Below are 19,899 nucleotides of genomic sequence, written 5' to 3'. Positions count from 1 at the left end.
GTTTCCATGGATAAAAAACTGATTGTGGTCGCTGCGGCAACCTTGGCCCTGGGCATCGGTATCGGCTCGATGTGGCCGGGCAATGCGTCTATCGACGCCCACGCGGATGAAGGGGCGGAACATGCCAATCACGCTGAAGAAGGCGCCGCCGCCGACGGCGACCACGGCGAAGAAGGGCACATTGAATTGAGCGCCGAACAGATCACCGCAGCCGGCATTCAACTGGCCGAAGCGCGGGCGCAAACCATCAGCCTGGGTTTACCGTTCCCCGGTGAAGTGCGATTCGACGAAGACCGCACCGCCCACGTCGTGCCACGCGTGCCCGGCGTGGTCGAGTCGGTGTCGGTCAACCTCGGGCAGTCGGTAAAGAAGGGGCAATTGCTGGCGGTCATCTCCAGTCAGCAGATCTCCGACCAGCGCAGCGAGCAGGCTGCGGCGCAACGCCGTTTGGCCTTGGCGCGCACGACTTATGAGCGCGAAAAGACGCTGTGGCAGGACAAGATTTCCGCCGAGCAGGATTTTCTTCAGGCGCGGCAAGCCATGGAAGAAGCCGAAATCGCCGTGAACAACGCCCGGCAAAAAATCAGCGTGCTCAGCGGCAGCGTGGTCGCCACCGGCGGCAATCGCTATGAACTGCGTGCGCCGTTCGACGGTGTCGTGGTGGAAAAACACCTGACGCCGGGGGAGGTGGTGGATGAAACCACAGCGGCTTTCACCCTCTCCGACCTGTCGCGGGTTTGGGTAACGTTTGGCGTGTCGCCCAAGGACCTGACCAAGGTGCAGGTGGGCAAAACCGTCACCGTCAGCGCGCCGGAATTGAATGCGCAAGTCACCGGCAACGTGGCCTACGTCGGCAGTCTGCTTGGCGAACAAACCCGCACGGCAACCGTGCGCGTCACGCTGGAAAACCCGCAAGGTTCGTGGCGTCCGGGGCTGTTCGTCACCGCGCTGGTGGCCACTGACAGCCGTCAGGCGAAAGTGGCTGTACCGGAAAACGCCATCCAGACCGTCGAGGAAAAACCCACGGTGTTCGTGCGCACCGACGATGGCTTCAAGGCGCAAACCGTGGAACTGGGTAGCCGCGCAGGCGGTTTTGTGGAAATCACTCAAGGGTTGGATGCGAACGCGCAAGTCGCCACCGCCGGCAGCTTCGTCCTCAAATCGGAACTGGGCAAAGCCTCAGCCGAGCACAGTCACTGATCCCGGAAGACTCCCATGTTTGAACGCCTGATCCAGTTTGCCATCGAGCAGCGCATCATCGTGCTGCTCGCCGTTTTGCTCATGGCCGGGCTCGGCATCGCCAGTTATCAAAAACTGCCGATCGACGCCGTGCCCGACATCACCAACGTCCAGGTGCAAATCAACACCGGCGCCGCCGGGTTCTCGCCGCTGGAAACCGAGCAGCGCATCACCTTCCCGATTGAAACCGCCATGGCCGGTTTGCCGGCGCTGGAGCAGACCCGCTCGCTGTCACGTTCGGGGCTGTCGCAGGTCACCGTCATCTTTAAGGACGGCACCGACCTGTTTTTCGCCCGCCAACTGGTCAACGAGCGTTTGCAGATCGCCAGGGAGCAATTGCCCGAAGGCGCGGAAGCCGTGATGGGGCCGATTTCCACAGGCCTTGGGGAGATTTTCCTGTGGACGGTCGAGGCGCAGGAAGGGGCGCTGAAGGACGACGGCACGCCCTACACGCCGACCGATCTGCGGGTAATACAGGACTGGATCATCAAGCCGCAATTGCGCAACGTGCCGGGTGTGGCCGAGATCAATACCATCGGCGGTTTCGCCAAGGAATATCAGATTGCGCCGGACCCGAAACGCCTGGCCGCGTACAAACTGACCCTCACCGATCTGGTCACCGCGCTTGAGCGCAACAACGCCAACGTCGGCGCTGGCTACATCGAGCGCAGCGGCGAGCAATTGCTGATTCGCGCGCCGGGGCAAGTGGCGAGCACCGAGGATATTGCCAACATCGTCATGGCCAATGTCGACGGCACGCCGATCCGCATCAAGAACGTTGCCACCGTGGAAATCGGTCGCGAATTGCGCAGCGGCGCAGCCACGGAAAATGGCCGTGAAGTGGTGCTCGGCACGGTGTTCATGCTGATCGGCGAGAACAGCCGTACCGTGTCGCAAGCGGTTGCCGACAAGCTCGAACAGATCAACAAATCCCTGCCCAAAGGCGTGATCGCGGTGACGGTTTATGACCGCACGCACCTGGTCGACAAAGCCATTGCCACGGTGAAGAAAAACCTCATCGAAGGCGCGATTCTGGTGATCGCGATTCTGTTCCTGTTCCTCGGCAACATCCGTGCGGCGCTGATTACCGCGATGGTGATTCCTCTGTCGATGCTGTTCACCTTCACCGGCATGTTCAGCAACAAGGTCAGCGCTAACCTGATGAGTCTGGGGGCGCTGGACTTCGGCATTATCGTCGACGGCGCGGTGGTGATCGTCGAAAACACCCTGCGCCGCTTGGCTCACGCGCAGCAGCGTCACGGGCGATTGCTGACGCGATCCGAGCGTTTCCATGAAGTGTTTGCGGCGGCGAAAGAAGCGCGGCGCCCACTGATTTTCGGCCAGTTGATCATCATGGTCGTGTACCTGCCGATCTTCGCCCTGAGCGGCGTCGAAGGGAAAATGTTCCATCCGATGGCGTTCACCGTGGTCATCGCGTTGCTCGGTGCCATGCTGCTTTCGGTGACCTTTGTTCCTGCGGCGATTGCGCTGTTTGTCACCGGCAAGGTCAAGGAAGAAGAGGGCATGGTGATGCGCGGTGCACGTCGCGTTTACGCACCAGCTCTTGCGTGGGTCATGTCTCATCGCACCGTGGCAATCGGTGCGGCGGTGGGCGTGATTGTGCTCAGTGGTGTGCTGACCAGTCGTATGGGCAGTGAGTTTGTGCCGAGTCTCAGTGAGGGGGATTTTGCCCTGCAGGCCTTGCGTGTACCGGGCACCAGCCTGACGCAATCGGTCGATATGCAGCAGCGTCTGGAAACGCTGATTCTGGCGAAAGTGCCGGAAGTCGAGCGCGTGTTCGCCCGCACCGGCACCGCCGAAATTGCCTCCGACCCGATGCCGCCGAACATCTCCGACAGCTACGTGATGCTCAAGCCGAAAGAGCAATGGCCGGACCCGGACAAGTCCCGCGAAACACTGATGGCCGAACTGCAAGCCGCCGCCGCCACATTGCCGGGCAGCAACTATGAGCTGTCGCAACCGATTCAGTTGCGCTTCAACGAACTGATCTCCGGCGTGCGCAGTGACGTGGCGGTGAAGGTGTTTGGCGATGACATGGACGTGCTCAACGCCACGGCAGCGAAGATTGCGGCGGCGATGCAGAAGGTCAATGGCGCATCCGAAGTCAAAGTCGAGCAAACCACCGGGTTGCCGGTGCTGACCATCAACATCGATCGCGACAAAGCGGCGCGTTACGGGCTCAACGTCGGCGATGTGCAGGACACCATTGCCGTGGCCGTGGGTGGGCGTCAGGCCGGGACGTTGTATGAGGGGGATCGGCGTTTTGACATGGTCGTGCGTTTGTCCGATGCCATGCGCAAAGACATCGAAGGCTTGTCGTCGCTGCTGATTCCGGTGCCGGCGGTGAATGGCGCGGCGGATCAGATCGGCTTCATCGCGTTGCAAGAAGTCGCCAGCCTCGACTTGGTGCTGGGGCCGAATCAGGTCAGCCGCGAAAACGGCAAGCGCCTGGTGATCGTCAGCGCCAACGTGCGCGGGCGCGATATCGGTTCGTTCGTTGCCGAGGCGGGTGAAGTGATCGAACGCGACGTGCAAGTCCCGCCCGGTTACTGGACCAGTTGGGGCGGACAGTTCGAGCAACTGCAATCGGCGGCCAAGCGTTTGCAGATCGTGGTGCCGGTGGCATTGCTGTTGGTGTTTGGATTGTTGTTCATGATGTTCAACAACCTGAAGGATGGCTTACTGGTGTTTACCGGGATTCCGTTTGCCTTGACCGGGGGCGTCATGGCGCTGTGGTTGCGGGATATTCCGCTGTCGATCTCTGCCGGAGTCGGATTCATCGCGCTGTCGGGTGTGGCGGTGCTCAACGGCTTGGTGATGATTGCGTTTATTCGTAATTTGCGGGAGGAGGGGCGGTCACTCACGGATGCGATCAACCTCGGAGCACTGACGCGATTGCGGCCGGTGTTGATGACGGCGCTGGTGGCTTCTCTGGGGTTCATTCCGATGGCGCTGGCGACCGGTACGGGCGCGGAAGTGCAGCGGCCATTGGCGACGGTGGTGATTGGCGGGATTCTGTCCTCGACCATTCTCACGCTGCTGATCTTGCCGGCGCTGTACCAACTCGCCCATCGCCGGGATGAGGACTCAATGCCCACCTGATTGTGAACACAACCCTGTGGCGAGGGGATTTATCCCCGATGGGTCGCGCAGCGGCCCCAAAAAAGCAGGCCTGCTGCGCAGTCCATCGGGGATAAATCCCCTCGCCACAGGTATTGCAGCAGGCTGCTCAGTGGTGGGGTAAGGCCAGATAACGAATATGTAATCCCTGCGCCACCGTCCCGATAGGTTCGGATTGTTACCTTGATCCCGTCAGCTACTTAAACGAGGAATCAAACATGAAATTCGCCCAAATCAGTGCCTTCGCCGCCGCGTTAGTGATGTCTTCCCTGGCCATGGCCGAAGGTGGCGGCGACCGCACCTTCGAAAAAATGATGACCGCCAATGACCGCTCCGTGGAGCTGTTCGTTACCCGGGAACAGGCCGCTGGTAATCCGGTCGTGGTCAATGAAAGGAAAGACGACAAGACCCAAGACCTGTAAGCGTGTCGCAACTGAACAAGCCCGACATCGCGCATCGATGCCGGGCTTTTTTATGGAGGTTATAAACATGAAGTTGATCAAGTGGATAGTGTTCGCCGGGGTGCTGGCAATGTCGCTGAATGTGCTTGCCGAAGGTGGTGGTGACCGCGCGTTTGAACGCGCACTCAGCGCCAACTCCAAAGCCATGGAGCAATACGCCACCAACCAGGGCAAAGCGCCGCCAGTGGTGAAGGAATACGCATACGGCATGAAGCTGGATGTGGTGAAAATCGTCAGCGTTGTGAAGCCGCCGGCTACTTGCGCCGTGGTCCCCACCGTCATGACCTACGAAGACTCGAAAGGCCAGCTCAACACCCTCAGATACAACGTGGCCGGCGAATGCCGCCAGCGCGGCTGATCCGCCAACGATCAGAACACGGTCCCCTGTAGGAGCTGCCGAAGGCTGCGATCTTTTGATCTTGATCTTTAAAATCAAAATCAAAAGATCGCAGCCTTCGGCAGCTCCTACAGGGGAGGATTTCGAAATGACGATGTGTATTTCGATTCGGGATGTTTAAAGCTTGTGTGGGAAATACAGAACCTTCCCACAATGTTTTCAGGTTGTCCGTCGGACGTCGGCTCTCTAGCCTGTGTGGGTCGCTGCCCAATCAGCGATCGGGATTGGAACCCCGGAGAACGTGTCAGCGCCAAAGCGTCTTTCATGACGTATGCTTGCGCACCTTGATGGTGTGCACTCCGTTATGGCGGCTGTGCGCGGGAGACTTCGAGTCTGTCGGGTTTTGTCTGGTGGCCCGGGTTCCAACCTGCGTACAGCTGCCACCCTTCGATTGGAACCGAATGGGCCAGCTCCATTGCCACACCGGAGTTTCATCATGAAAAAGCCAACACCCAATCCGCCCGAAACAACCGTCCCTGCGGACGCCAATACAACGTCCCCCTACGCTTGCGAAGACACCCGCAAACTCCACTAAGCCGCCGACCGCGCCCTCGACTTCTACCTCAAACCCACCGCCGCCATCATGGCCACGCCCTACGTCCAGAACCAGATGTTCCAGGTCAATCCCACCGCCGACACCGAATCCCTGCTGGCCAACGCCAGCGAATCCCTAGGCTCGGCCAGCGTCATGCTCGGTGACTTCGCCGCGCTGCTGGAAGGCACGCATCGCAAGACGATTCTGGGCATCGCCCAAGTCGTCATGCTCGGCGAACTGGCGGTGAACAGAGCGCTGGATAACGTCGAGCCTGCGGTGTAGGCACTGAGCCACGTGGCGAGATTGGTTATCTCTCGCCACATCGTGGCGCACGCAGGTCAATGTTCGAATACAACGGAGGCAGGTCAATGCCTAGTCCAACTGAACTCGATGTGATTACCAATCCCTTTTCAAGCTATCGAAGTACGGATCAAAAGAAACGGCATGTGATTGATCTCGCAGCCTTCACGTGTCAACAGACGAATCCGGTAGCACAGCTATATCTTCTCGATGACGTTGCATTTAGCGCATTCGAACAGGCTATTGAAGCCAACCCGGCCCGAAACAACTTGTGCTTATGCCAACTGAAAATTCGTCGAAAACGGTGGAGCTGAAAGTAAACGTAGCTCGGTGTGCTGCCGGACAGCAGGGATCACATGACGCCTGGAGATCGTGCAAGTCGTCATGCCAGGCGCACTGACGGTGATTGATACCTGTAAACCATGTCCTGGTCTCAAACTTAAAGGATGTACCCGGTCTTTACCGTGAGGGCTGCTTTCCTGCCCTGGAAAACCGTGCCAAAGCTAACGCATAAAAAAGGCGCCCCAAAGGACGCCAAAAAATTCACCTCTTTCCAAAGGAGCAAGGAGCTTCTAAAGGTGAATGTGCATTGCTCGTGAACTCAGAGAATCGCCAACGGATACTCGACAATCACCCGCACTTCCTCCAGGTCCGACTCGAACGCCGTGGCGCGGGTGGTGGCCTGGCGCAAACGCAGTGACATGTCCTTCAACGAACCACTCTGCACCACGTATTTGACTTCGATATCCCGCTCCCAACGCTTCTGATCCGTCAGCGGATTGCCCTCGGCATCGCGGCGCATGTACACGGTGTTGGCGTTGGAATAGTCGGCGTCGGTGCCGCGGCCGTAGCGAGTCATGAACGACAAACCGGGCACGCCATGGGTGGTCATGTCGAGGTCGTAGCGCACCATCCACGAACGTTCTTTTGGCGAGTTGAAATCGCTGTACTGGATGGAGTTGTCGAGGAAGATCGAGTCGGACTGGCGCAGGTAATCGAAATCGTCGTTGCCGTTGTTGCGCTGGTGGGAGACGGCGACGGAATGCGCGCCGAGTTTCACGCCAACCCGGCCGCTCCAGATGTTGTTGTCGAACTCGCCGAGCAGTTGTTTGCCCTCGTCGACAGCCTTGTAGTAATTCAAACCACTAAACAGCGACAGGTCATCCGCCAGCGGATATGTCCACGCGGTGCCTGCGTAATACTGGTTCCAGGCATCTTTGAGACGACTGGAATAGAGACTGACGCTGAGGTTCTTATTCAGCACATAGTCACCGCCGCCATACGCGATCCACGGCGAATTGACCGGGCCTGCATAGAAGGTCGCGAAGTTCTCCCGCATGTCGCTCGACACCGGTTGGCTCATCGCATGCAAACGACCACCTTGCACCGAAAGACCTTCAATACTGGTGTTGGTCGCCGTCACACCACGAAAACTCTCTGGCAGTAATCGTGAATCACCTGCTGCGAGCACCGGGTTGGCGGGGAACACATCACCCACCTTGACCACCGTATCGAACGCCCGCACTTTCGCGGCACCCCCGACCTTGGTGTATTCGTCCCGCGCCTCGCCGTCACTGTTGACCGGCAGCACATCGAACGAACTGCGGCCACCGTTGCGCCCGTCACCGGTGTCGAGCTTCAAGCCGATCATGGCAAACGCATCGACTCCGACCCCGACGGTGCCTTGAGTGAAACCGGACTCGAACTTGCTGATCACCGCATGCGCCCAGGCTTCTGAGTAACCATTGCCGGTAGAACTGGACTGGCCGTTGCGGTCGTCACGGTTGAAGTAGAAGTTGCGGTTGAGCACCGTCAGGCTGCTGCCTTCGATAAAGCCTTCCGCTTTTTCTTCTGCAAACACCATGGACGGCCCGGAGCCAACCACCACCGCTAAAGCGGCCATCGACATTTTTGTATTGTTAACCATCAAACACTCCTTGGGTTCGGCAGAACGGGAACGTGCTTCGGCGTGGATTTTATTGTTCGACGGGCAAGCGCCCGCCGGCATGGTCGCCGGGTAACATCGTTGCAAGCTGCGGATAACGCCAAGGTGATGAGGGAATTACAATTTCGTCATGTGGATGGAGCGAAGCCCTTGGATATCAGGTCAGGGCTGCGAGCTGTTCGATCGTCTGCGGAAAACGCTCGACCAGCCGGATCAGGGTTGTGGCCTGGGCATTCGGCGTTGCTCGACCTTGCTCCCAGTTTTCGAGCGTTCGAGTATTGGTTCGCAAGTACATAGCGAACACTGATCGGGAGAGGTTGAGTTGTTGGCGGATGGCGATGACCTCTTCGGCAGTGATCGGCATCAGTTTTGGCAACTGAACCTTGTGGGTTCGCAGTGTGATCTTGCCTTGGCGCTCGTCGGCGAGGGCCTCCAGGCCATCCATCAGTTCGGAAAAAATGTCACGTTTCATAGTGGGTTCTCGCGTTGAGTTCTCTGTCCAGCGTTTGTCTGAAAAGCTTGTTCTGGGCAGTTGTCAAATTGTCTTGATCGTTTTTGCTGTAAACCGTGAACAGCCAGGATTGGTCGAAGCCCGACCACCAGTAATAAATCACCCGTAACTCACTGCGCTTCCCTTTACCGCGTCGCTGGTCGCAGAAGCGAATTTTGCGCAGCCCGCCGGTGTCCTCGATGAGATCGCCCGCCTCAGGGTCTTTCAGTAGCTCCAACTGAAAGCTGCGAAACAGATCGTCGTCCAGGTAATCGTCTCGGTGCTTCTGAAGCACAGGTAGTTCGATAAAAAGAGCATCCATTTTCTGTACGTTACCTACGTATAGTGTTTTCTCAACAATCGAATCGGTCAAGGCCTCTAGGCCATCCTTTTCGTCCCTTTTTCAACGGTAGACAACGGTCGTAAAAAGACCTGTAGGACGAATCGACCAGTGCGGTGAGAACTTTCAATTGAGTAGCGAAGAGACCTCGCAATTGACGTGTCGGAGCAATCCACAGCACTATCCGGCAATGAACGTCCAACGCCGAATGAACATGATGTGCGCCTCAGTGACCGCTTCCGGCGGGCCATAAGGTCATACGTGTTTGTCATCCGACGTGGACCCAAAGCCCCGCCAGCAATGGACGGGGCTTTTTCATTTCCTGTTAGCACATGACTCATGGAGAGAGAAATGTTCGAAATCAGAAGAGCTGGCGCGAATGACGCCCAAACCGCATTCGACATACGACGCATGGCGATCAGGCATCAATGCATCGGTGCCTACACCGAGCAGCAAATGCACGACTGGACCAAGGGTTCGGCTGAGGACGGTTACGACACGCTCATGGAAAAGCATTTCTATCTGGGCTTCGTTGAGGGCGAGCCCGTGGCAACCGGAATGCTTGATCTGGAGCACCGTGAAATCGGTGCAATCTTCATTCATCCGGATTTCATGCAGCGTGGACTGGGCAAACACGTTTTGCGCTTTCTCGAAGATCTGGCAAGGGAGCTGGGGCTGGCAGAGGTCTGCCTGGACGCAACGTTGAACGCTGCCGATTTTTACCGGCGCTGCGGTTACATCGGGGAGGGGAGTGCGATTTACCAATCGCCTTCGGGTCTGCAACTGGCGTGCGTGCCAATGGTGAAGAAACTGTGATGCCATTGTAGCGAGGGAGCTTGCTCCCGCTGGGCTTAGCAATGCTTTCAAGAATGGAGGTGGAAGCGGCGACCTAAAAAAGGCGCCCCGAAGGACGCCAAAAGATTCACCTCTTTCCGCCCGCCGGCATGGTCGCCGGGTGACATCGTTGCAAGCGGCGGATAACGCGAGGGTGATTGGGGGATTACAATTTCGTCATGTGGAAGGCTTTGCCAGATCGGTTCGCTTCAAGGCTGCAATGGGGGGGCGACGGTTTGTGGAAAAGCGTCTGACGCGCATTCACGTTTCAACGACTCGCGTACGGTTTTCAATATCGGCCATTCGAAAGCGTTGTGCCCGGCGCGCAGTAGACGGCTGCGCACGGGCTGGCGCTGCCGTAACCAACGCAGGCTGGACATGCCGAAGGGGTCTTTGATGCCCTGAATTATCAGGGTGTCGGAATTGAGCGAAACGTTTTCGCTGTCCGCACTGAAGAAGTAGCGATTGACGTGGTAATGCAATTCCAGACGGATGGCGAGAATGGCTTCTTCATCGGCAAACCTACCGAGAGCATCCATTGGCATCGTCTGCCCGTTGAGTCGTAACGACGCTTGCAACCAGTGGATGGCGGCTTGTTGCTGTTGGTCACGACAGCCATCATTCAATATTTGCTGGATGTCGCGCGCGGTACCGCCACCGGTATGGCGCAAGGCTGCGTTTATTGCTTCTTCATAGGCGTAAGTGTTCGCTGCAAACGGAACGAAAACAGACACCAATGTGGTTTTCAGCAAAGTGGCGGGGTATCGCTGCTGGTATTGAATGGCCAGCCAGGTGCCCCAGGAGACACCCAGCAAACTGATGCGCTGCAAGCCCAGGTGCAGGCGCAAGGCGTTGATGTCTTCGACGTTCAGGGCCGTGTTGTTGTCTCGCGTCTGCCCGTACGGGCGTGATCGGCCACATCCGCGCTGATCAATCAAAATCACGTCGAAGCAACGCAGGTCGAAGAACTCCAGATGATGACGGCTGCAGCGCCCACCGGGCCCTCCGTGCAAGAAGAACACGGGCTCACCACCGCGTGTTCCGTGGCGCTCCCAGTACAGTTGATGGCCGTCAGCGGTGAGAAGGTATCCGTTGAGGCGGGTCATGCGGCGGGAAGCGTCAGGCGGTAGAACTGAAATAACTCTTGCCGCCCGCTGCGCGCCGCCACACTGGAAATAATCACCAGACCAAAGGTGTGAGCCAGCCAGGGCATGGCAAGCAGCACCGGCGTATGACCAAACACTAGGATCGTGCCACCGGGCTTTACGCAACGCACCAGGCTTTCAAACGCGCTGTGTGCTTCGCGGCGGGTCATGACTTCGGCGTTGAGGAAACGAAGGATCAGCACGTCGCAGCGAATATGAGCGTCGATGCAGGCGGTCGCCTCCATCACGCGAAACTGCGCAGTCGATGTTGCGTGACGCTGTTGCGCATATTCAATCATCGAGGCCGAACGGTCTGTGCCGAGGTAGCGGCCGTCAGTGAGTTCGGCAGCCAGATGGGCGATGAAGTCACCTGTCGAGCAGGCCGGGTCGTAAACCAGGTCGTCCGGTTTGAGCAATGGACGAAGTACGCTCACGCAGTGTTCGCGAAAGTGGCACTCGTCTGCGTTCAGTTGCGCAGCCAGCAATTCGTTTCCCTGCCAGTAATCGGCGGGGCAAACGGCCTCGTCACCACAATCATCGATGACAGCAAAGGGGAAATGTATCTCGCTGTCCGGGCTGTTCAGCGCGGCTTCGAAGGCTTCGATTCTTTCTTTCAACGTTGATGTTTGAAAATAGATCGACACGCCGTCGTTGCCCCATTGCGACTGCCTGTGGGGGCCGAGCAACATGGTGGGGTTCAACAGGCTGCTCAGGCCCCAGCGATTGCAAGGGTCTCGCTGCAAGACTTTGCGGCCGACCCAGTCACGGTCGCGGACCCGCAGAATAAATACCTGATGCAGGCCGTTGCGAGTCGATTCGACGAAACAACCGATCGGGCCGGCGCTTGTGATGTGGTCGGACAGGTTTTTTGCCAGTTCCAGTTCATGCCCCTTTGAGCAGACGATGGCTTGGTTGTTCATGAGCTCACTCCGTGAAGCTGTTTGTCCAACCCTCGACCTCGGGCGTGGGGAATCACCACGTTGCCGCTGGACACGACGAAGAACCGTTCCAGACCGGGTATCACCACATTGACCAGGCTGGTGCCGAGGCTCGTTTGATGCACAGTGGATACGCCGAGGTGGCGCCCGTGTTGTTGAAGATCGGTAGTCAGCTGTTCAATCTGCAGGGGCAATGGTCTTTGCGGGCTGGCCTCGGGCAAGGTGACCGTGGAGTGAGCGCAGCGATGCAGCAGATCCTCAGGATTGAATAGCAGGCAGCGCAATAGTCGGGGGAAGGGACTTAAGTGGCGCTTCGCGTTGAGCAAATGCTGCGTATATTCGGGCCCCGCCGCGGCGTGATGCAACTGCACCAGTTCCGTCAGCGCCCGCCAGGCAGCATGGCGCGGATCCAGGGAGCAACCTGAACCGAATACATGAATCCAGGCACCGGGTGCGGCGCAAAACGCCAGGAAAGTGCGCGCAACGAATTCGGTACTGATATCCACCAGCACGACCTCTGCGCCGATTTCCCTTTCGACATCCGCCCACAGTTGGCCCAAGGCATCGCCATGGTCGGGGCGGGTGATCCGGCGCACTGGCGGGTGATTCTGATAATAAAAATGATCCAGCAAAAACAACGAAACAGCGTCCCGTTCGATGCATTCATTGATGGCATGCAGCAGGGCTTCGTTGTAACTGGCGCCGATGGCCGTGCCGCTGTTGCTCGAGTAACGGCGCAAGGCGCGGCAGTCCGCGGTCTGCTGATCAAACAACTGCTGCGTGTTGGGTGACGTCAGCGCGAGCGGGTAAAAAAAAGGGTCGTGTCGTTGAGGGCAGGTGTAGCGTCGACAGGCGATTTGGCGGTGCTGCTGGCGGGTAATGAGTCGCACCAGATCTTCGTTGAACATCGCCTTGTCTGCGAAGTAGTCCACGGGAATAGCGTGGGCATTCTCAACCGGGAGCGAGTCTGTCCAATAGTGTTCAAGCGTTTCGTAGAGCGCACCGATGGTTGCCTGAATTGCATAACCTTTGCCGGCGCCGCGCGCGACAGGCAGACCTTTGCTGTCAGTAAAGGTCGCCTGTACCGCAACAACGTCCTGACCCAAGGTGTGCATAGCGGGCGTCATTCCCAGTCGACTCAATTCAGTTTGAATGCGCTGGTATGCCTGATCTGCTGTCAGTTCTCGCTCGATCATCCTGATGCTGTCCATGCTATCCATCCTCAAAAAGAACGGGGGCTTTCACCCCCGTTCGTTGACTCACTGCGCGTCGAGTTCGGCCAGTTCTTCCTCACTCAGTTGCAGTGCTTCGATGTGCTCCGGATCGCGAGCTTGCTCCTCGTCCAGTTCAACGATTTTGTTGGCGTTCCAGCTGGCCATGTAGCCCATAGGTCAATTCCTTTTTCTTTTTGGATGAAAGTGCATTTGCTTGCACGGACCGAATCTATAAGGCGGGCTGTGAGGGGTCAAAAATGTCCGGAAGTTTCAGTTCCGGGATGGATGGGAGGGTGAAATGCGTACACATCATCTTGTGATTGAAATGCGGGATAGTCAGGATTCAGCGGCTTTTTCCGAGGGGCACGGTTGTTATTTGTCGGGGGGATTTGGTGTGCCTGAGAGGGTTTCTTGCTGAGGGGGCGTGGGATATTTCAGCGGGTTTTTTGGGAAAAGAGGGTCTGGCAATCAGCTCCCGGGAATTTTCCATCGCAGGTAATGAGTTTTCCTTGCGCTGATTGAAGGCTTTCCTACAACTACAGAAGGGTAGGTATCAGGCGCAGAGGGGACCGGCGCTGCACATATATCCGCAAAAACAAAAACGGCACCCGAAGGTGCCGTTTCCATTTGCAGCTAAATCCAGCAGAGCAATCAGCCCGCCAGACCCGCCTGCTGAACCAGTGTCAGCAACGGCTGCGGGTAAACGCCGAGGAAGAACGCAACCAGGGCGATGGCCAGCAGCATTACGCCGCCCGCCTTTTGTTCCCAGTGCAACTCGGCATCGTGGCGACGCAGGTTCGGCTCGATCAGGTACAGGGTGACCATCACGCGCAGGTAGTAGAAGACGCCGATGGCGCTGCCCAGTACCAGCGAACCCACCAGCCACCATTGGTGCGACTCGACACCGGTAGCGATGATGTAGAACTTGCCGATGAAGCCTGCGGTCAGCGGGATACCGGCCAGGGACAGCATCATCACGGTCAGTACGGCGGTCAGGTACGGACGGCGCCAGAACAGGCCGCGATACTCGTACAGCGCGTCTGCGTCACGGCCCTTGTACGGCGAAGACATCAGGGTGATCACGCCGAAAGCGCCGAGGCTGGTGATCACATAAGTAACCAGATACACGCCGATGGCTTCCACGGCCAGACCCTTGCTCGCCACCAGTGCGATCAGCAGGTAGCCGAAGTGCGCGATGGACGAGTAACCGAGCAGACGCTTGAGGTTGCTCTGGGTCAGGGCCAGCAGGTTGCCGAACAGGATCGAGGCAACGGCGATCACGCTCAGCACGTCGCTCAGTACGCCACTGCTTGCAGCAGGGGAGATCTGGAACAGGCGCACCATCACCGCGAACACGGCAACCTTGGAAGCGGTCGCGAGGAACGCGGCGACCGGTGCCGGAGCACCTTCGTACACGTCCGGCGTCCACAGGTGGAACGGTACCAGCGACAGCTTGAACGCCAGACCGATCAGCATCATGCCCAGGCCCAGTTGTGCCAGCGGGCTAGGCAGACCAGTGGCAGCCAGTGCCTGACCGATACCGGTGAAGCTCAGCGAACCGGCGTCCGCGTACAGCAGTGCCATACCGAACAACAGGAACGCGGAACCGGCGGCCGACAGCACCATGTACTTGATGCCGGCTTCCAGCGAGCGCTTGTTGAAGAAGGCATAAGCCACCAGACCGTAGACCGGCACCGACAGCAGTTCCAGACCGATGAACAACCCGGCCAGGTGCTGCGCGCTGACCAGAACCAGACCACCGGCGGCGGCCATCAGGATCAGCAGGTACAGTTCTTCACGGTTGCCCGGGTAACCCGAACCGCCGTCGCCCAGATAGGCGTGGGCGAGGGTGACGCAGGCGAGGGTGGCGACCAGGATCAGCGCCATGTACAGGCAGGCGAACGCATCGATCTGCAGCAATGGGGTCACGGCCAGAGGCGCGACTTTCAAGGCAGGCAGGATCGACAGCAAGGCCAGGTTCAGACCGGCGACCGAGATCAGGAAGGTCTGCGAGTGATTGCGGCGCCAGGCGATTGCCAGCATCACCACGATAATGGTGAGGCTGGTGATCAACAGTGGCGCAAGCGCAATAAAGTGTTGAATCGTGAATTCCATAGCGCTCTTACCGGGCCGAAGCGAGTTGAGTGAAGGCGGTGCCGAGCCACTGCTGTACGCCATGCATCGTGGCGGCAGAAGTGTCGAGGAACGGTTGCGGGTAGACGCCGAGGTAAATCAGCAGTACCGCAAGGCCTAGCACCATGATCAGTTCGCGAGCGTCCATACCGTGCAGAATCGAATCCGATTTCGACGGACCGAAGTACGCACGGTGGATCATGATCAGCGAGTAGACCGAACCGAACACCAGACCGGAGGTGGCAATCGCAGTGATCCAAGGCCAACTGGCGAAAGAACCGATCAGGATCAGGAACTCGCCGACGAAGTTACCCGTGCCCGGCAAGCCCAACGACGCGGCTGCAAAGAACAGGCTGATCGCCGGCAGGTAAGCAATACGCGACCACAGACCGCCCATCTCACGCATGTCACGAGTGTGCAGACGCTCGTACAACTGACCGCTGAGGATAAACAGTGCGGCTGCCGAAACACCGTGCGCCAGCATCTGGATCACTGCACCTTGCAGGGCCAGTTGGCTGCCGGAGTAGATGCCGATCAACACGAAGCCCATGTGGGAAACGGAAGAGAAGGCGATCAGACGCTTGATGTCGGTTTGCGCGAACGCCAGGAACGCACCGTAGAAGATCCCGATCAGACCGAGGGTCATGGCGATCGGCGCGAACTCGGCCGAGGCATTCGGGAACAGCGGCAGGGCGAAACGCAGCAGGCCGTAGGCAGCGGTTTTCAGCAAGATACCGGCGAGGTCGACGGAACCTGCGGTCGGCGCCTGGGCGTGAGCATCAGGCAACCACGAGTGGAACGGTACGACTGGCAGCTTGACCGCGAAGGCGATGAAGAAGCCGAGCATCAGGATGTACTCGGTGGTCATCGACATCTTGGTTTTCAACAGGTCGGCGTAGTTGAAGGTAATCACGCCAGTGTTGTTGAAGTTGACCAGCACCAGACCGAGGATCGCCACCAGCATGATCAGGCCGGAAGCCTGAGTGAAGATGAAGAACTTGGTTGCTGCGTAGATCCGGGTTTTCTTGCCGTCCGAAGAACTGTGACCCCAGAGCGCGATGAGGAAGTACATCGGCACCAGCATCATTTCCCAGAAGAAGAAGAACATGAACAGGTCGAGGGCGAGGAACACGCCGACAACACCGCCCAGGATCCACATCAGGTTCAGGTGGAAGAAGCCAACGTGACGTTGAATCTCTTTCCACGAGCAGAGTACCGAGAGGATACCCAGCAGACCGGTCAGCAGGATCATCAACAGCGACAGGCCGTCGAGGGCCAGGTGCACGCTGATGCCGAAACGCGCGATCCAGATGTGCTTGAACTCAAGCGCCCAGGTTGGATCGGCGCCAGGCGCCGGGGCAAATGAATAGTTGCCGGTAGCCCACAGCCAGAGGCCGATCGCGAGCAACAGGGACATGGTGATCAGCGCAATCCAGCGGGGCAGGGTAGCGCCGAAGCGCTCACCCATCCAGCACAGCAGGCCGCCGATGAAGGGGATCAGGATTAGCCAAGGCAGAATCATGACGGGCTCGTTTCCTTTCGCAAATTCGCAAGGTTCATATCAGACCGCTACCAGCACGATGGCGCCAATAACCAGCACGGCACCAGCAGCCATCGAAGCAGCGTACCAACGCAGTTGACCGGTCTCGGTGCGGCTCAGGGCAGTGTGTCCACCCTTGGCCATACGCGGGATCAGACCGATGGTCTGGTCGAGCGGGTCTTTGCGCAGGATGTGGCTGATCGCAAGGTACGGCTTGACGAACAGTTTGTCGTAGATCCAGTCGAAGCCCCAGGCAGCGAACCACCAGGCCGACAGGAAACGCCCGACGCCGCTGTTGGCAATTGCCGTCACGAAGCGACGCTTGCCGAGGAACAGCAGGGCCGCCAGCAGGATACCGGCCAGGGCGATGGCGCCCGAAGCGATTTCCAGACTGTGCTTGGCTTCGCCACCGGCATGGCCAACGCTTTCTGGCAGTACGCCGTGCAGCGGTGGAACGATCATGGCGCCGATGAAAGTCGACAGCACGATCAGCACCGACAGTGGCAACCAGTGAGCAATACCGTGACCGGCGTGCGCTTCAGTCTTGGCTTCACCGTGGAACGTGATGAAGATCAGGCGGAAGGTGTAGAGCGAGGTCATGAACGCGCCGACCAGACCTGCGTAGAGCAGACCGTGGTTGCCGCTGGCGAACGCTTCCCAGAGGATTTCGTCCTTGGAGTAGAAGCCTGCGGTTACCAGTGGCAAAGCAGCCAGTGCCGCGCCGCCGACGATGAAGCTGGCGTAGGCCAGTGGCAGTTTCTTCCACAGACCGCCCATCTTGAAGATGTTCTGCTCGTGGTGGCAGGCAACGATCACCGCACCGGAAGCAAGGAACAGCAGCGCCTTGAAGAAGGCGTGGGTCATCAGGTGGAAGATCGCGCCATCCCATGCGCCAACGCCCAGCGCCAGAAACATGTAGCCGATCTGGCTCATGGTCGAGTAGGCGAGGATACGTTTGATGTCGGTTTGAACCAGAGCGGCGAAACCGGCGAGTACCAGTGTCACACCACCAACGATGCCGACCAGGTGCAGGATGTCCGGCGCCAGGGTGAACAGACCGTGGGTACGAGCAATCAGGTAAACACCTGCGGTTACCATGGTTGCGGCGTGGATCAGTGCCGAAACCGGGGTCGGGCCGGCCATCGCGTCCGCGAGCCAGGTTTGCAGCGGCAGTTGCGCCGATTTACCGACCGCACCGCCCAGCAGCATCAGAGTCGCCAGGGTGATCCAGAAGTCGCCGACCTGGAATTTCTGCGGTGCCAGCACCAGCAGTTCCTGGATGTTCAGCGTGCCCACTTGCTGGAACAGGATGAACAGGCCGATGGCCATGAACACGTCGCCGATCCGGGTCACGATGAAGGCCTTGAGTGCGGCGTTACCGTTGTTGCGGTTGCTGTAGTAGAAACCGATCAACAGGTACGAGCACAGGCCCACGCCTTCCCAGCCGAAGTACAGGAACAACAGGTTATCGCCCAGGACCAGGAACAGCATGCTGGCGATAAACAGGTTGGTGTACGAGAAGAAGCGCGAGTAACCCGCTTCACCGCGCATGTACCAGGAGGCGAACAGGTGGATCAGGAAACCTACGCCTACCACCACGCCGAGCATGGTGATCGACAGGCCGTCGACGTAGAGCGCGAAGTCAGGCTTGAAGCCTTCCACCGCCATCCACTGCCACAGCACCAGGGTGTAGTGACCGCCTTCGGGAGGCGCGACGTTGAATTGCCAGATGACGTAGGCGGTGACAATCGCCGACAAGCCAATGGAACCCACGCCGATCAGCGCCGAGAGGTTTTCCGACCAGCGTCCACGAGAGAACGACAGCAGCAGGAACCCGATCAGGGGGAATACGAAAGTCAGAAAGATTAGGTTCATCCGCGCATCTCACTGGCAGCGTCGATATCGAGCGTGTGGAAGCGGCGATACAGTTGCAGCAGGATCGCCAGACCAATACTGGCCTCGGCGGCTGCAAGGCTGATCACCAGGATGAACATGATCTGTCCATCCGGCTGGCCCCAACGGGCGCCTGCAACGATGAAGGCCAGTGCAGAGGCGTTCATCATCACTTCCAGACTCATCAACACGAACAAAATGTTGCGACGAACCATCAGGCCGACGAGGCCTAGGCAGAACAGGATGCCGGCAACCGCCAGACCATGCTCAAGAGGGATAGCAGGCATAAGTTACTCCGTCGCCTCGTTGCGGCCCAAATGGAACGCCGTGACGGCTGCGGCAAGCAGCAGCATCGAGGCGAGTTCGACCACCAGCAGATACGGGCCGAACAGGCTGATGCCCACGGCTTTTGCATCGACGGTGGTGTGGCCGATGGCCTGGCCGCTCTGGTGAGCGAACAGCACATACAGCAATTCGGCCAGCAGCAGGCCGGCGAGAATCACCGGCCCGGCCCAGATGCCGGGCTTGAGCCAGACGCGTTCCTGCTGAACCGCGGCGGGGCCGAGGTTGAGCATCATCACCACGAACACGAACAGCACCATGATGGCGCCAGCGTAGGCGATCACTTCCAGCACGCCGGCGAATGGAGCGCCGAGTGCGAAGAAGGTCATGGCCACGGCGATCAACGAGATGATCAGGTAGAGCAGGGCGTGCACAGGGTTGGTGTTGGTGACCACACGAAGCGTGGCCACAACCGCGATACCCGATGCGAAATAGAAAGCGAATTCCATCGTTCTTCCTTAAGGCAGCAAGCTCTTCACGTTGATCGGTTCGGCTTCGTTCTGTGCAGCGCCTTTCGGCTTGCCAGCGATTGCCATACCTGCAACACGATAGAAGTTGTAATCAGGGTTTTTGCCGGGGCCGGAGATCAAAAGATCTTCTTTCTCGTACACCAGGTCCTGACGTTTGAACTCGGCCATCTCGAAATCCGGTGTCAGCTGGATTGCGGTGGTCGGACAGGCTTCCTCGCAGAGACCGCAGAAAATGCAGCGCGAGAAGTTGATACGGAAGAAGTCCGGGTACCAGCGACCGTCTTCGGTTTCAGCTTTCTGCAGCGAGATGCAACCCACAGGGCACGCCACGGCGCACAGGTTGCAGGCTACGCAGCGTTCTTCGCCATCGGGGTCGCGGGTCAGGACGATGCGACCACGGTAGCGGGGTGGCAGGTAGACCGCTTCTTCCGGGTATTGCAGGGTGTCGCGCTTGCGAAAGCCATGGCCGAAGACCATGACCAGGCTGCGCAACTGGGTACCGGTACCCTTAATGATGTCGCCAATATATTTGAACATGGGTC

Annotated in this window: 18 protein-coding genes and 1 pseudogene; 6 read left to right on the top strand and 13 right to left on the bottom strand. The window is 58.5% G+C overall.

The features are described from left to right. Positions 1-6: 6 nt before the first annotated feature. From ACA061_RS16555 to ACA061_RS16535, 5 genes and pseudogenes are all read left to right on the top strand, one after another. Positions 7-1,200: an efflux RND transporter periplasmic adaptor subunit gene (locus ACA061_RS16555; protein WP_497299643.1), complete on the top strand. Its 1,194-nt coding sequence runs from the start codon at positions 7-9 to the stop codon at positions 1,198-1,200. 15 nt (positions 1,201-1,215) lie between these two features. Then, positions 1,216-4,362, top strand: a complete 3,147-nt coding sequence (locus ACA061_RS16550; protein ID WP_497299642.1) for a CusA/CzcA family heavy metal efflux RND transporter — start codon at positions 1,216-1,218, stop codon at positions 4,360-4,362. Positions 4,363-4,598: 236 nt separating this feature from the next. Next, positions 4,599-4,802, top strand: a complete 204-nt coding sequence (locus ACA061_RS16545) for a co-regulatory protein PtrA N-terminal domain-containing protein (RefSeq protein WP_150604166.1) — start codon at positions 4,599-4,601, stop codon at positions 4,800-4,802. 67 nt (positions 4,803-4,869) lie between these two features. Beyond that, the gene (locus tag ACA061_RS16540) at positions 4,870-5,199 is read left to right on the top strand and encodes a DUF2790 domain-containing protein (RefSeq protein ID WP_497299641.1); all 330 of its coding nucleotides are present in this window, start codon (positions 4,870-4,872) and stop codon (positions 5,197-5,199) included. A 475-nt stretch (positions 5,200-5,674) separates the two neighbouring features. After that, positions 5,675-6,055: pseudogene (locus ACA061_RS16535) on the top strand (DUF6124 family protein). Between the two features lie 619 nt (positions 6,056-6,674). Here the strand turns inward: ACA061_RS16535 and ACA061_RS16530 are convergent. The 3 genes from ACA061_RS16530 to ACA061_RS16520 all read right to left on the bottom strand — a co-directional run bounded on the left by ACA061_RS16530 (position 6,675) and on the right by ACA061_RS16520 (position 8,830). Next, positions 6,675-8,000 (bottom strand): OprD family porin, encoded by a 1,326-nt coding sequence (locus tag ACA061_RS16530; protein WP_497299640.1) that lies wholly within the window; start codon positions 7,998-8,000, stop codon positions 6,675-6,677. A 175-nt stretch (positions 8,001-8,175) separates the two neighbouring features. After that, entirely contained in the window at positions 8,176-8,490 is a 315-nt protein-coding gene (locus tag ACA061_RS16525; protein WP_027614657.1) for a helix-turn-helix domain-containing protein, read from the bottom strand. Beyond that, entirely contained in the window at positions 8,480-8,830 is a 351-nt protein-coding gene (locus tag ACA061_RS16520; RefSeq protein WP_497301953.1) for a toxin, read from the bottom strand. The genes ACA061_RS16525 and ACA061_RS16520 overlap by 11 nt, the downstream gene beginning before the upstream one ends. 369 nt (positions 8,831-9,199) lie before the next feature. Here ACA061_RS16520 and ACA061_RS16515 point away from each other — a divergent pair, with 369 nt between their 5' ends. Beyond that, positions 9,200-9,664, top strand: coding sequence for a GNAT family N-acetyltransferase (locus ACA061_RS16515; RefSeq protein ID WP_497299639.1), 465 nt, complete (start codon positions 9,200-9,202; stop codon positions 9,662-9,664). Positions 9,665-9,891: 227 nt separating this feature from the next. Here ACA061_RS16515 and ACA061_RS16510 read toward each other — a convergent pair whose 3' ends face one another. From ACA061_RS16510 to nuoI, 10 genes are all read right to left on the bottom strand, one after another. Then, positions 9,892-10,788 (bottom strand): alpha/beta fold hydrolase, encoded by an 897-nt coding sequence (locus ACA061_RS16510; protein ID WP_210553067.1) that lies wholly within the window; start codon positions 10,786-10,788, stop codon positions 9,892-9,894. Beyond that, on the bottom strand, positions 10,785-11,747 hold the full coding sequence (locus tag ACA061_RS16505) for a class I SAM-dependent methyltransferase (RefSeq protein WP_210699758.1): 963 nt from the start codon (positions 11,745-11,747) through the stop codon (positions 10,785-10,787). The genes ACA061_RS16510 and ACA061_RS16505 overlap by 4 nt, the downstream gene beginning before the upstream one ends. After that, positions 11,744-12,976 (bottom strand): YcaO-like family protein, encoded by a 1,233-nt coding sequence (locus tag ACA061_RS16500; RefSeq protein WP_210553065.1) that lies wholly within the window; start codon positions 12,974-12,976, stop codon positions 11,744-11,746. The genes ACA061_RS16505 and ACA061_RS16500 overlap by 4 nt, the downstream gene beginning before the upstream one ends. Positions 12,977-13,024: 48 nt before the next feature. Then, complete coding sequence (locus ACA061_RS16495; RefSeq protein ID WP_263480701.1) at positions 13,025-13,153, bottom strand: hypothetical protein; 129 nt, start codon at positions 13,151-13,153, stop codon at positions 13,025-13,027. A gap of 477 nt (positions 13,154-13,630) precedes the next feature. Further along, entirely contained in the window at positions 13,631-15,094 is a 1,464-nt protein-coding gene (gene nuoN / locus ACA061_RS16490) for an NADH-quinone oxidoreductase subunit NuoN (RefSeq protein WP_150615224.1), read from the bottom strand. Positions 15,095-15,101: 7 nt separating this feature from the next. Next, positions 15,102-16,634, bottom strand: a complete 1,533-nt coding sequence (nuoM, locus tag ACA061_RS16485) for an NADH-quinone oxidoreductase subunit M (RefSeq protein WP_150592314.1) — start codon at positions 16,632-16,634, stop codon at positions 15,102-15,104. Positions 16,635-16,673: 39 nt separating this feature from the next. After that, positions 16,674-18,527, bottom strand: a complete 1,854-nt coding sequence (gene nuoL / locus ACA061_RS16480; RefSeq protein ID WP_095189665.1) for an NADH-quinone oxidoreductase subunit L — start codon at positions 18,525-18,527, stop codon at positions 16,674-16,676. After that, positions 18,524-18,832 (bottom strand): NADH-quinone oxidoreductase subunit NuoK, encoded by a 309-nt coding sequence (nuoK, locus tag ACA061_RS16475; protein ID WP_003223790.1) that lies wholly within the window; start codon positions 18,830-18,832, stop codon positions 18,524-18,526. Before nuoK ends, nuoL begins: the two co-directional genes overlap by 4 nt. Positions 18,833-18,835: 3 nt before the next feature. After that, positions 18,836-19,336, bottom strand: a complete 501-nt coding sequence (gene nuoJ, locus ACA061_RS16470; RefSeq protein WP_042559872.1) for an NADH-quinone oxidoreductase subunit J — start codon at positions 19,334-19,336, stop codon at positions 18,836-18,838. 9 nt (positions 19,337-19,345) lie between these two features. Further along, positions 19,346-19,894, bottom strand: coding sequence for an NADH-quinone oxidoreductase subunit NuoI (gene nuoI, locus ACA061_RS16465; protein WP_129394527.1), 549 nt, complete (start codon positions 19,892-19,894; stop codon positions 19,346-19,348). Between the last annotated feature and the right edge of the window lie 5 nt (positions 19,895-19,899).

The organism is Pseudomonas sp. LBUM1668 (genome assembly GCF_059695715.1).
Note: the sequence above shows the minus strand (reverse complement) of the source record. Positions and strands in the feature narration are given on the sequence as shown.